The sequence below is a fragment of the uncultured Methylibium sp. genome (genome assembly GCF_902826655.1).
Classification (GTDB): Bacteria; Pseudomonadota; Gammaproteobacteria; order Burkholderiales; family Burkholderiaceae_C; genus Methylibium.
In genome coordinates this window covers 1-11203 of the sequence record NZ_CADEFR010000085.1, presented here as the reverse complement: position 1 = coordinate 11203, position 11203 = coordinate 1, and the positions used below count along the sequence as shown (strand labels likewise).

The window sequence follows — 11203 nt, the reverse complement described above, 5'->3', positions numbered from 1 at the left end:
CGGCGTGATGAAGGTCTTGTGCAGCAGGCGGTTGACCTCGGCGGTGACGCGGTCGGCCTTGTGCTCGGCGTCGTCGACGGCGGCGGCCTGGCGTTCGCGTTCGGTCAGGTCGCCGTAGTGCTCGATCATCGCCATGAAGGCGCGCGAGCCCTCGACGATGTAGCCAGCGTGCTGGTCGAACAGCTCGAAGAAATTGCCTTCACGCGGCAGCAGCTTGCCGAACACCATGGACGCTCCGGATGCGAGGGCGGCGCCAGGACGGCGCCGCTCGGGCCGGATTGTCACACTGTTGTCACGATCCGCTGCCCAGCCCGATCAGCCCGCCGGGAACGGTCGCCGGCGGGATCAACCCCTCGGCGGCGCGGCCTGGTCGGTCGGGCGGGTCGTAGAACTCGAACGGGCCCTCGAAGGCGTCGATGCGCTCCAGCAGGCGCCGGAAGTCGGCCGCGTCCTCGCCGGGGTGGAAGGCCTCGGTGTTGACGGCCAGCACCGGCGCGCCGCGGTGGCTGGCGAAGTAGCGCTGGTAGCCGTCGTTCAGGGCGCGCAGGTAGTCCTCGGTGATCGCGGTCTCCATCGCCAGGCCGCGCCGGCGCACGCGCGCCATCAGCACGTCGGGCTCGGCCTGCAGCCAGACGATCAGGTCGGGTTCGACGGCCTGGGCGGCGTGGCGCTTGTAGATCTGGCGGTACAGCGCCAGGTCCTCGTCGCCGAGGTTGAGCATCGCGAAGATGGAGTCCTTGGCGAACAGGAAGTCGCTGACGACGCCGCGCTCGAAGACCCCGGGCTGGCCCAGCTCCTTGATCTGCTCGACGCGCTGGAACAGGAAGTTGAGCTGGGTCTGCAGCGCCAGCGGGTTGCCGCGCGGGTGGGCCGGGTGCGCGCCCATGTGCTCGTAGAAGCGCGCCAGGTAGGGGTTGTCGGCCGGCTGCTCCAGCACGAGCTTGGCGCCCCAGTAGCCGGACAGGGCCCGGGCCAGCGTCGTCTTGCCGACGCCGATGGCCCCCTCGAGGACGACGTGCTGGAAGCGCATGGTCAATGGCTGCGGAACATGAAGTAGACCGCGCCGACGAGGCACAGACCGGCCCACAGGTAGTCCAGCTTCAGCGGCTCGCGCAAGTAGAACACCGCGAAGGGCACGAAGACCGACAGCGTCACGACCTCCTGGATGATCTTGAGCTGCCCGACGCTGAACTGCTGCGCGCCGATGCGGTTGGCCGGCACCATCAGCAGGTACTCGAACAGCGCGATGCCCCAGCTGACGAGCGCCGCGACGATCCACGGCTTGTGCGACAGGGTCTTCAGGTGGCCGTACCAGGCGAAGGTCATGAAGACGTTCGACGCGGTCAGCAGCAGGATGGTCTGCAGCGGGATCGGCAGGTTGAGGTTCATCGCGGGCTCGCTGGACGATGGGGGGGTCAGCCCGGGCAGGCGACGCGGCGCATCGGGAAGTCGACCGCCCGCGGCTGGCCCTTCGAAACACCTTCGATGCGCGCCAGCAGCGAGCCGTCGGCCTGGCGCTGGTAGCTGATGCGCTGCGGGAAGTCGTGGGCGCGGTTCTCGAACACGATCCCGGTCTCGGACAGCGACACGGCCAGGAAGGACGCCTGCTTCTGGCCCGAGGGCTGGGCGATGAAGACCAGGCCGCCGCCTTCGTCGCGGATCGCCATGAACTCGTAGCTGCCGAGCGCGCCGCCGACGAGCGTGCGGCCCATGCCGAGCATGGTGTTGGCTCGCGGGGCCATCCACTGCTCGTCGAAGCGGCGCTCACCGCTGCCGCCCGACCAGCATCCGGCCAGCCAGGCGAGGTTGTCGATGGGCGCGCCGGACTGCGCCGGGGCGGCGGCGCTGCCCAGGGTGGCCGCGGCGGCCAGGAGCCAGTGGCGGATGGTCTTCATGGTCGGTTCTCCTTCAGGGGATGGCGGCCCAGTCCGGGCCGGCGCAGCGCTCGATGCGCTGGTCGGAGACGGCGGGCAGCAGGGTGTCGAGGCGGCCGTGACCCGGCAGCAGCAGGTCCGGAGCCAGCTCGGCCAGCGGCTGCAGCACGAAGGCGCGCTGGGCGATGCGCGGATGCGGCAGGGTCAGCGTCGGCGTGTCGAGGACGGCGTCGCCGTGCAGCAGCAGGTCCAGGTCCAGCGTGCGCGGTGCGTTGCGGTAGGGGCGCTCGCGACCGTGCGCCTGCTCGATGGCCTGCAGCGCCAGCAGCAGCGCAGGGGGGTCGATGCCGGTGTCGATCGCCGCGACGGCGTTGAGGTAGTCCGGACCGCTGGAGTCGATCGGTGCGGTGCGGTACAGCGAGGACAGCGCGACCAGCTGCGTGCCGGGCAGCGCCGCCAGCGCCTGGACCGACGCCCGCAGCGCGGCGCGGGCGTCGCCGAGGTTGGCGCCGAGGCCGACGTAGGCGCGTCGCGGCGCCTGCATGTTCAGTCCGCGGCGCCGCCCGGGGCGCCCTGGGCCGGCGCCGAGGCCGCGCCACCCTCGCCGGCCGGCTTGCGCCGACGGCGGCGGCGCTTCTTGGCCGCCGGTTCGGCCGAGGCCGCCACCGCCACCGCGCCGCCACCGGAGGCGCGGCGCTCGTGCTCCTGCTCGCGCGCCTGCTCGCGGGCCTGATCGAGCAGCGCGCGGCGCTCCTCGTCGTCGCCGAGCGAATAGTCCTCCCACCACTCGGCGAGCTCGGCCTCGACCTCGCCGGTGTCGGCCCGCAGGCGCAGGAAGTCGAAGGCGGCGCGAAAGCGCGGCTGCTCGACCAGGCCGGCCGGCGTGTTGCCGCTGCGGCGGTCGAAGCGCGGCTGCATCATCCAGATCTCGCGCATGTCGGCACCCAGCTTGCCACGGCCGGAGATGTCGCCGATGCGCGCGTCGAACACCGCGTCGATGGCCTGCTGCAGCGCCGGGAAGGCCGGCTCGCCCTGGGACTTGAGGCGCTGCCAGCCGGCCAGCACCTCGTGCCACAGCAGGCAGGCGAGCAGGAAGCTCGGCGCGACGGGCTTGTCCTCGGACACGCGGCGGTCGGTGTCGGCGAGCGCGGCGTTGATGAAGGCCTCGCGCGCAGGGTTCTTGCGCGCGTCGGCCAGCACCGCGTCGAGCAGCGGGAAGATGCCCGACCGTCCCTCGCGATCGGGACCGCCCAGCAGGCCCATCTTGCGCAGCTGCTCGATCGAGCGGATCGCGTGGCCGGTCTGCAGCAGCTTGATCATCTCGTCGAACAGCCGCGAGATCGGCACCGCCTCCAGCAGCGCCGCGCACTCGCGGATCGGCTTGAGGGTCTTGGGCTCGATCTCGAAGCCCAGCTTGGCCGCGAAGCGCACGACGCGGATGATGCGCACCGGGTCCTCGCGGTAGCGCGTGACCGGGTCGCCGATCATGCGCAGCAGGCGCTTCTTGGCGTCGGCGATGCCGCCGTGGTAGTCGACGACGATCTGCGTCCGCGGGTCGTAGTAGAGCGCGTTGACGGTGAAGTCGCGGCGCGCCGCGTCCTCGACCTGCGGGCCCCAGACGTTGTCGCGCAGCACGCGCCCGCTGGCATCGACGACGTGGGTCTTGCCCTGCAGCTCGGACTTGCTGGTCTTCTCGTTGCCGGCGACCTGCTCGGCGGCCGCGGCGTCGAGGTAGGCGCGGAAGGTCGAGACCTCGATCACCTCGTGCTCGCGCCCGCGGCCGTAGACCACGTGCACGATGCGGAAGCGCCGGCCGATGATGAAGGCGCGCCGGAACAGCGCCTTGACCTGCTCGGGCGTGGCGTCGGTGGCGACGTCGAAGTCCTTGGGACGCAGGCCCAGCATCATGTCGCGCACCGCGCCGCCGACGATGTAGGCCTGGTGTCCGGCCTCCTGCAGCGTGGCGACGACCTTGAGCGCCTTGTCGTCGACCAGCGTCGGGTCGATGCCGTGGTCGGCCGGGGGGACCTCGACGCGCTTGCCGGCCTTGGGGCGGGCCGCCTTCGCGGCGCCGTCGTCGTCTTTGCCGAGCAGCTTGTTGATGAATCGCTTGATCATGGGAACAGCTTCAGTAAGGGCCAGCCGCGATCGCGGGCCAGGGCCTCGAGCGCCGGGGAGGGATTGGTGGCGACCGGGTGCGTGGCCAGTTCCAGCAACGGCAGGTCGTTCATCGAATCGCTGTAGACGGCGACGCGCTCGAAGTCTTGCACACGCCGGCCCTGCGTGCCGAGCCATTGCTCGACCCGGGTGGTCTTGCCGTCGCGGAAGGACGGCACGCCGCGGATGCGGCCGGTGACCCGGCCCTGCGCGTCGCGCTCCAGCTCGACGGCGATCAGCGCGTCGACGCCGAAGGCCGCCGCGATCGGGCGGGTGACGAACTCGTTGGTCGCCGTCACGATGGCCATCAGGTCGCCCTGCGCGCGGTGCCGCTCGACCAGCGCCCGGGCCTCGGGCCGCAGCGCCGGGCGGATCACCTCGGCCATGAAGCGCTCGTGGGCCGCGGCCTGTTCGGCCGGGGGCCGGTGGCGCCAGGCGCGGGTGGCGAACTCGACGTAGGCCTCGATGTCGAGCGAGCCGTCCTGGTACTGGGCGTAGAAGCGGTCGTTCTCGGCGCGCTGGGCGGCCGGCTCGGCCCAGCCCAGCGCGACGACGAACTCGCCCCAGGCGTGGTCCGAATCCAGCGGCAGCAGCGTGTGGTCCAGGTCGAAGAGGCAGAGGTTCGCGGACGTCACGGGGCGGGCTCCCCGATCGGCGGCCGGGCCAGCATCTGCCGCAGCAGCGGCACGGTGACCGAGCGTTTCTCGACCAGCGAGAACTCGTCGAGCGCGTCCAGCAAGGCCATCAGCGAGCCGAGGTCGCGCGCGAAGCGCGTCAGCAGGTAGTCGACGACCTCGCCCGACAGCGCGATGCCGCGGCGCGCGGCTTCGCGCTGCAGCGCGCTGCGGCTCTCGGCCTCGGACAGCGGCGACAGCTGGAACACCGGCCCGCTGCCCAGGCGCGTGCGCAGGTCCTCGCGCAGCGGCAGGTCGACCGGCGGCAGGCGCCCGGCCGCGACCACGGGCACACCGGCGGTCGCGGCCTCGACGAACAGCGCGAAGGCGGCGTGCTGGCGGGCCGCGTCGTAGGCCTCGCAGCCGTCGAGCAGCAGCAGGCCGGCAGCGTCGTCCCACGGCCGGGGCAGCGGCTGCCCCGCATCGAAGGCGACGGCGCCGCAGCCGCCGGCCTGGGCCTCGCGGGCGCAGGCGTTCAGCAGATGGCTCTTGCCGCTGCCGGCGGGGCCCCAGAGGTAGATCGCGCCGGCGCTTCGCGGTGCGCGCAGCGCCGCGAGCGCGACGCCGTTGCTGCCGGCGATGAAGCTGTCGAAGCTCTGCGCCGGCCCGGGACCCAGCCGCAAGGGCAGTTGCTTCATCGGCGCGAGCTTCACCCTTGGCCCTGGTACAGCGGACTGCCGAGGTAGAGCGCCTTGAGGCGCCCGAAGGCCACGACGCCGACCGCGCTGGCCGGCAGCGCGACCAGCACGCCGATGAAGCCGAACAGCTGGCCGAAGGCGAGCAAGGCGAAGATCACGGTGATCGGGTGCAGGCCGATGCGCTCGCCGACCAGGCGCGGCGTCAGGAAGAAGCTCTCGACGACCTGGCCGATGCCGTAGACGACCGCGACCATCACCAGGCCGTAGACGCTGCCGAACTCCAGCAGGCCGGCCAGCAGCGCCAGCACGCAACCCAGGCCGAAGCCGACATAGGGGATGAAGATCGCCAGCCCGGTGAACACGCCCACCGGTACCGCGAGGTCCAGCCCGAACAGCGCCAGCCCGACGCTGTAGTAGACCGCGAGGATGGCCATCACCAGCAGCTGGCCGCGCAGGTACTGACCCAGCATGTGGTCGCATTCGGCCATGAAGCCGTCGTAGGCCTCGTGGAAGCGCGGCGGCACCAGCGCATGGAAGCGGCCGATGATCCGGGTCCAGTCCGTGAGCACATAGAACAGCACCACCGGCAGCAGCACCGCGGTGCCGACCAGGCCCAGCACGAAGCTGCCGCCGACCTGCAGCGAGCTGAGCACGGTCTTGAACCAGCCCTCGGTGTTGTCGCCCAGGTGCGTCAGCAGGAACTCGCGCAGGCTCGCGACGTCGAGCGCGACCTCGATGCCGAACTGCCCCAGCAGCGGCCGGATCCAGGCGTCGAGCCGGGTCAGCATCACCGGGATCTGGTCGCGCAGCGCCGGCAGGTTCTTCAGCAGGATGGGCAGGATCAGCAGCGCGACCGCCAGCACGGTGACCAGCGCCAGCAGCTCGACGATGCCGACGGCCAGCCAGCGCGGCACGCCCCGCGCCGCCAGGCGCTCGACCACCGGATGCAGCGCATAGCCCAGCACCAGCGCGACGACGAAGGGCGTCAGCACCGGCCCCAGCAGCCACAGCAGCAGCACCGCGACCACGGCGATGCCGAGCCAGGCGAGGCCTTGGGTCTGGGCAGGAGTCAGTTTCATGGGGGTGGGGGCGCCGGGACGAAGGCGCGAGGACAGCCTGGAGATCGGACCGCGGACGAGCGCGGATTCTAGGCGGCGGGTCGACGGGCCCGGCCGCGGGCCGGCCGGCGCTCAGTGCAGCCGCGGCCGCCCCTGGGCACGCAACTCGGCGGCGCGCTCGGCGATGGCGCGCCGGTCCTCGGCCTGGGGGCTGTGGGCCACGTAGGCGTCCAGATCGTCGGCGGCGGCGTCCCAGACGCCCAGTTCGGCCTGGGCCAGGCCGCGGTCGCGCCGCTCGTCCCACTCGCGGGGCAGCAGCAGCACGAGGCGCTGCTGCACGGCCAGCAGCCGGGGCCAGTCCTCGGCCGAGCGATGGATCTCCTTCAGGTTGCGCAGCATGCGCGCCAGCACCTCGCGCGGCGACGCCGGCTGCAGGAACAGGCCCAGCGGCATGTCGAACTCGCCCTGCAGGCCCTGCCGGCGCTTGTAGGGCACCAGGCGCTCGTCGAGCTCGTCGCGCGACAGCGACTGGCCGGTGAAGGGATCGATCACGACCTCGCCCTTGGGCATGCGCACCTTGACGAGAAAGTGCCCCGGGAAGGCGACGCCGCGCGCCACCAGGCCCAGTTGGCCGGCCAGCTCGAGGTAGATCACGGCCAGCGAGATCGGGATGCCGTGGCGCGTGCGCAGCACCTCGTGCACGTAGCTGTTGCCGCTGGCGTAGTAGTCGTTCAGGTTGCCGGCGAAGCCGAGCTCGTGGAAGAAGTAGCGGTTGAGGAACCGCAGCTTCTGCACCGGCGCCGCGTCGGCGGGGATGCGGCGCTTCAGGCGATCGGCCAGCGTGTCGAGTTCGGCGAGGACCGACTGGGTGTCGAGCTGCGGGAACTCGTCCTGCGCGATCGCGACGGCCGCCTCGGTGAGCGACAGGCTGGCATCGTCGGCGACCAGGGTCGCGAAGTACTCCAGCGCTGTCGGCACCTCGATCGAAAACGGGGCGGGCATGCGCTCAGTCTAGAGCAGCCGGGCCCGCCCGGCGACCTGCGGCCCGGGGATCAGTTGCTCAGATCCTTCTTGATTTCCTTGGCCTTGTCCTCGATCTTTTCGCCAGCCTTCTCGACCTGGTCGCCGACCTTCTCGGCGGCCTGATCGATCTGCTTGCCGGCGCGTTCGGCCGGGCCTTCGGCGGGCTGGCAGGCGGCCAGCGCAAGTGCGGCGCCGAGCGCCAGGATGGACAGCGTGGTCTGGGTCGTCTTCATGATGGTTCCTCCTCGGTTGAGCAGCCGGCGCGATCCGGCGGCGGCTTGGGAAGAACTGTAGGCAGCGGCCGTCGCGGTGTCGGCCGGACGCCGGCGCGACGCGCTGTAGGTGGCGTCCTACCGGGGCTCGGCGGCCCGGTGGTTCAGCCGCGCCGGACGAACTGCGCCGGCCGGATGCCCAGCACCAGCAGCACGCCGAAGTAGACGATGGCCGCGCCGCCCAGCACGGCCGCCAGGGCGCCGGCACGCAGCAGTTCCTGGCTGCCCAGCGCGACCCAGTCGAAGGCCTGCGCGGCCCAGGCCAGGCCGGCGCCCATCAGTGCGCTGCCGGCCACCACCTTGAGCGCGAAACCCAGCCAGCCCGGCGCCGGCCGCCAGCTGCCACGGCGGTGCAGGCCGACCAGCAGCAGCAGCGCGTTGACGAGCGCGCCGCAGCCGATCGCCAGGGCCAGCCCGGCATGGCCGAACCACGGCACGAAGACGAGGTTCAGCAACTGGGTCAGCACCAGGACGAACAAGGCGACCTTGACCGGGGTGCGGATGTCCTGCTTGGCATAGAAGCCCGGCGCCAGCACCTTCAGCGCGACCAGACCCAGCAGCCCGGCGCCGTAGCCCATCAGCGCGGTCACGGTCTGCTGCACGTCGACGGCGCTGAAGGCGCCGCGGTGGTAGAGCACCGCGACCAGCGCCTTCGGGAAGACGATCAAGGCGACCGCGCAGGGCAGCGCCAGCAGCAGCACCAGCCGCAGGCCCCAGTCCAGCAGCGCGGCGTAGCGCTCGCCGTCGCCCTGGGCCTGGGTGGCCGACAGCTGCGGCAGCAGCACGACGCCCAGTGCCACGCCCAGCAGCGCGGTCGGGAACTCCATCAGCCGGTCGGCATAGCTGAGCCAGGAGACGGCACCGGCGCCGATCTGCGTCGCGATCTGGGTGTTGATCAGCAGCGAGATCTGCGCCACCGACACGCCCAGGATGGCCGGCGCCATCTGCTTGAGCACGCGGTGCACGCCAGGGTGAGACCAGGCCGCGCGCAGCCCGCCCAGCCCCAGCCGCAGGCGTGGCATGGCGCCGATGCGGCGCAACGCCGGCACCTGCAGCGCGAGTTGCAGCACGCCGCCGATCATCACGCCGACCGCCAGTGCGTAGATCGGCTCGATGCCCCAGGCGCCGAAGCGCGGCACCAGCAGCCAGGCCGCGAGGATGAAGCTCAGGTTCAGCAGCACCGGCGTGGCCGCCGGCACCGCGAAGCGCTTCCAGGTGTTGAGGACACCCGCCGACAGCGCCACCATCGACATGAAGACGATGTAGGGAAACATGAAGCGGGTCATGACGACCGCCGCGTCGAAGCCGCCGGTCTTCTGCAGGCCCTGCGCCATCAGCCACACCAGCACCGGTGCGCCCAGCACGCCCAGCAGGCTGGTCGCCACCACGGCCCACAGCAGCACGGTCGCCACGGCGTCGATCAGCGCATGGGTCGACTCGTCGCCGTCGCGCGCGCGGCTGGCCGCCAGCAAGGGCACGAAGGCCTGGGAGAAGGCGCCCTCGGCGAACAGCCGGCGCAGCAGGTTGGGAATGCGGAAGGCGACGTTGAAGGCGTCGGTCATCACGCTGGCGCCGAAGGCGGCCGCCACCATCTGCTCGCGGACCAGCCCGGTGATGCGCGATGCCAGCGTCAGCAGGGAGACGGTGGACGCGGCGCGCAGCAGGTTCATGGTCGGAGCGGCTTGCGGCACACGGGCCGGTCGGGCGAAGGACGCCGGAGTATAGAAGTGGCCACTAACGTGGCCCGCGGCACCCGCAGTCAGCGTGGTCGGGCGGGTCGCCGCTGCTATACTCGCCGGCTTTCCACCCGGAACCCTGACACCCCATGGCCACCTCGTCCAAAGCCAAGAAATCGGTCCGCATCGCGTCGGGCCGCAAGCGCGTCCGCCAGGACGTGCGCCTGAACGCCGCGAACACCTCGCTGCGTTCCAAGTTCCGTACCGCGATCAAGAGCGTGCTGAAGGCCGTCGCCGGTGGCGACAAGGCCAAGGCCGGCGAGACCTTCAAGGCCGCCCAGAAGACGATCGACTCGATCGCCGACAAGGGCCTCTTCCACAAGAACAAGGCAGCGCGCTACAAGAGCCGCCTGTCGGCCAAGATCAAGGCGCTGGCGGCCTGAAGCCGCATCCGGGTTGGAAAGCGACAAGGGCTCCGCAAGGAGCCCTTTGTCATTGGCGGAGCCGGTTCAGGGCCGGGCCGGCGGGTCGGGCAGCAGGCAGGCCTCGGCCACCTGCAGGCGGTTGTCGCGCGCGAAGTTCATGACGAAGTCCCAGGCCATGGGCTCGAGCTCCCGCAGCGCCTCGTTGACCACCACGCACTTGATGCCGTTGATGACATTGGGCACGCAGTAGGGCGAGTAGCCGATGTGTGCCATGCGCCCCATGTGCGCCCCGCCCGGCCGGAAACTCGACATCGCACCCGCCAGCCGCTCGGCCCAGTCGCTGGGACGGAAGGTCCGGCCCTCGAGGGTCACGCCCTGGATGAAGAGTTCGCGCGGAGGTTTCGGGGCGTCTGGCACGGCCGGATCGGCAACGGGCAGTTCGTGGCCACCCGGCAGCAAGAAGGACAGGACGTGATTGTGCTGCAGCGCAGCACGTGATTTCGGCAGCGCCGTGCGAGGGGCGTCGAGGACCGGGGCGTCGCAGGTCGGCAGCATGGCCTCCCTACAATCGGCGCTTTCCCCTCATCCTTGAGCCCGGCCGCTGCGCCGGCCCGCCCAGGAGTCCGCCGATGAACGCCCCCGAAGCCCTGAAGCCCGAGACGGCGACGCCCTCCCACGTGATGAACACCTACGGCCGCCTGCCGTTCGCGCTCTCGCACGGCCGCGGCGCCTTAGTCTGGGACACCGAGGGCCGCGAGTACCTGGACGCGCTGGGCGGCATCGCCGTCAACACCCTGGGCCACGCCCACCCGAAGCTGGTGCCGGCGCTGCAGGAGCAGGTCGGCAAGCTGATCCATTGCTCCAACTACTACCAGATGCCGCTGCAGGAGCAGCTGGCCACGGCGCTGTGCGAGCTGTCGGGCCTGGACAACGCCTTCTTCTGCAATTCGGGCCTCGAGGCCAACGAGGCGGCGCTGAAGATCGCCCGCAAGTTCGGCCACGACAAGGGCATCGGCAAGCCCGAGGTGATCGTCTACGAGAAGGCCTTCCACGGCCGCTCGATCGCCACGCTGTCGGCCACCGGCAACCCGAAGGTCCAGGCCGGCTTCGGGCCGCTGGTCGAGGGCTTCGTGCGGGTGCCGCTGAACGACGCTGCGGCGATCGCCGAGGTGGCGAACACGCGGCCGAACGTCGTCGCGGTCTTCCTGGAGGTGATCCAGGGCGAGGGCGGCGTCAATGCGGCCACGGTCGAGTACCTGCAGGCCGTGCGCCGCCTGTGCGACGAGAACGACTGGCTGCTGATGCTCGACGAGGTGCAGTGCGGCATCGGCCGCACCGGCAAGTGGTTCGCCCACCAGTGGGCCGGCATCCAGCCCGACGTGATGCCGCTGGCCAAGGGCCTGGGC

The 11203-nt window shown here is 71.3% G+C and carries 15 protein-coding genes; 2 read left to right on the top strand and 13 right to left on the bottom strand.

Annotated elements, in window-relative coordinates; genetic code table 11:
• The 12 genes from QZV97_RS19220 to murJ all read right to left on the bottom strand — a co-directional run.
• Positions 1-228: DUF47 family protein (locus tag QZV97_RS19220; RefSeq protein ID WP_295646530.1), on the bottom strand; the 228-nt coding region annotated here is incomplete at its 3' end.
• 64 nt (positions 229-292) lie between these two features.
• A complete protein-coding gene (locus tag QZV97_RS19215) occupies positions 293-1030 on the bottom strand; it encodes a deoxynucleoside kinase (RefSeq protein WP_295646527.1) in 738 nt (245 codons plus the stop codon).
• Between the two features lie 2 nt (positions 1031-1032).
• Entirely contained in the window at positions 1033-1389 is a 357-nt protein-coding gene (locus QZV97_RS19210; protein ID WP_295646524.1) for a DMT family protein, read from the bottom strand.
• Between the two features lie 26 nt (positions 1390-1415).
• Positions 1416-1895 carry a DUF6265 family protein gene (locus QZV97_RS19205; RefSeq protein ID WP_295646521.1) on the bottom strand — a complete coding sequence of 160 codons (480 nt, stop codon included), beginning with the start codon at positions 1893-1895 and terminating at the stop codon, positions 1416-1418.
• A 13-nt stretch (positions 1896-1908) separates the two neighbouring features.
• Positions 1909-2418 carry a 2-amino-4-hydroxy-6-hydroxymethyldihydropteridine diphosphokinase gene (folK, locus tag QZV97_RS19200; RefSeq protein WP_295646518.1) on the bottom strand — a complete coding sequence of 170 codons (510 nt, stop codon included), beginning with the start codon at positions 2416-2418 and terminating at the stop codon, positions 1909-1911.
• Positions 2419-2420: 2 nt separating this feature from the next.
• A complete protein-coding gene (pcnB, locus tag QZV97_RS19195) occupies positions 2421-3992 on the bottom strand; it encodes a polynucleotide adenylyltransferase PcnB (protein ID WP_295646513.1) in 1572 nt (523 codons plus the stop codon).
• A complete protein-coding gene (locus QZV97_RS19190) occupies positions 3989-4666 on the bottom strand; it encodes an HAD family hydrolase (RefSeq protein WP_295646509.1) in 678 nt (225 codons plus the stop codon). Before QZV97_RS19190 ends, pcnB begins: the two co-directional genes overlap by 4 nt.
• Positions 4663-5343 carry a DnaA regulatory inactivator Hda gene (hda, locus tag QZV97_RS19185; RefSeq protein ID WP_295646506.1) on the bottom strand — a complete coding sequence of 227 codons (681 nt, stop codon included), beginning with the start codon at positions 5341-5343 and terminating at the stop codon, positions 4663-4665. Before hda ends, QZV97_RS19190 begins: the two co-directional genes overlap by 4 nt.
• A gap of 11 nt (positions 5344-5354) precedes the next feature.
• Positions 5355-6422, bottom strand: coding sequence for an AI-2E family transporter (locus tag QZV97_RS19180; RefSeq protein ID WP_295646503.1), 1068 nt, complete (start codon positions 6420-6422; stop codon positions 5355-5357).
• Positions 6423-6533: 111 nt separating this feature from the next.
• Entirely contained in the window at positions 6534-7403 is an 870-nt protein-coding gene (locus QZV97_RS19175; protein ID WP_295646501.1) for a SirB1 family protein, read from the bottom strand.
• 50 nt (positions 7404-7453) lie between these two features.
• Positions 7454-7657, bottom strand: a complete 204-nt coding sequence (locus tag QZV97_RS19170; RefSeq protein ID WP_295646499.1) for a hypothetical protein — start codon at positions 7655-7657, stop codon at positions 7454-7456.
• Between the two features lie 143 nt (positions 7658-7800).
• A complete protein-coding gene (murJ, locus tag QZV97_RS19165; protein ID WP_295646496.1) occupies positions 7801-9366 on the bottom strand; it encodes a murein biosynthesis integral membrane protein MurJ in 1566 nt (521 codons plus the stop codon).
• A gap of 155 nt (positions 9367-9521) precedes the next feature.
• On the opposite strand from murJ, the gene rpsT reads away from it, so the two are divergent.
• Entirely contained in the window at positions 9522-9815 is a 294-nt protein-coding gene (gene rpsT, locus QZV97_RS19160; RefSeq protein WP_295646493.1) for a 30S ribosomal protein S20, read from the top strand.
• Positions 9816-9881: 66 nt separating this feature from the next.
• Here rpsT and QZV97_RS19155 read toward each other — a convergent pair whose 3' ends face one another.
• Positions 9882-10214 (bottom strand): DUF3579 domain-containing protein, encoded by a 333-nt coding sequence (locus QZV97_RS19155; protein ID WP_295646536.1) that lies wholly within the window; start codon positions 10212-10214, stop codon positions 9882-9884.
• Between the two features lie 212 nt (positions 10215-10426).
• Between QZV97_RS19155 and QZV97_RS19150 the strand changes: the two genes are divergently transcribed.
• Positions 10427-11203: aminotransferase class III-fold pyridoxal phosphate-dependent enzyme (locus QZV97_RS19150; RefSeq protein ID WP_295646488.1), on the top strand; the 777-nt coding region annotated here is incomplete at its 3' end.

Excerpts from the sequence above, each read along its gene's own strand:
- QZV97_RS19180 (WP_295646503.1), bottom strand. The coding sequence starts at position 6,422 with ATGAAACTGACTCCTGCCCAGACCCAAGGCCTCGCCTGGCTCGGCATC.
- QZV97_RS19210 (WP_295646524.1), bottom strand. The coding sequence starts at position 1,389 with ATGAACCTCAACCTGCCGATCCCGCTGCAGACCATCCTGCTGCTGACC.
- pcnB (WP_295646513.1), bottom strand. The coding sequence starts at position 3,992 with ATGATCAAGCGATTCATCAACAAGCTGCTCGGCAAAGACGACGACGGC.
- rpsT (WP_295646493.1), top strand. The coding sequence starts at position 9,522 with ATGGCCACCTCGTCCAAAGCCAAGAAATCGGTCCGCATCGCGTCGGGC.
- QZV97_RS19215 (WP_295646527.1), bottom strand. The coding sequence starts at position 1,030 with ATGCGCTTCCAGCACGTCGTCCTCGAGGGGGCCATCGGCGTCGGCAAG.
- hda (WP_295646506.1), bottom strand. The coding sequence starts at position 5,343 with ATGAAGCAACTGCCCTTGCGGCTGGGTCCCGGGCCGGCGCAGAGCTTC.
- QZV97_RS19205 (WP_295646521.1), bottom strand. The coding sequence starts at position 1,895 with ATGAAGACCATCCGCCACTGGCTCCTGGCCGCCGCGGCCACCCTGGGC.
- QZV97_RS19175 (WP_295646501.1), bottom strand. The coding sequence starts at position 7,403 with ATGCCCGCCCCGTTTTCGATCGAGGTGCCGACAGCGCTGGAGTACTTC.
- QZV97_RS19170 (WP_295646499.1), bottom strand. The coding sequence starts at position 7,657 with ATGAAGACGACCCAGACCACGCTGTCCATCCTGGCGCTCGGCGCCGCA.
- murJ (WP_295646496.1), bottom strand. The coding sequence starts at position 9,366 with ATGAACCTGCTGCGCGCCGCGTCCACCGTCTCCCTGCTGACGCTGGCA.
- folK (WP_295646518.1), bottom strand. The coding sequence starts at position 2,418 with ATGCAGGCGCCGCGACGCGCCTACGTCGGCCTCGGCGCCAACCTCGGC.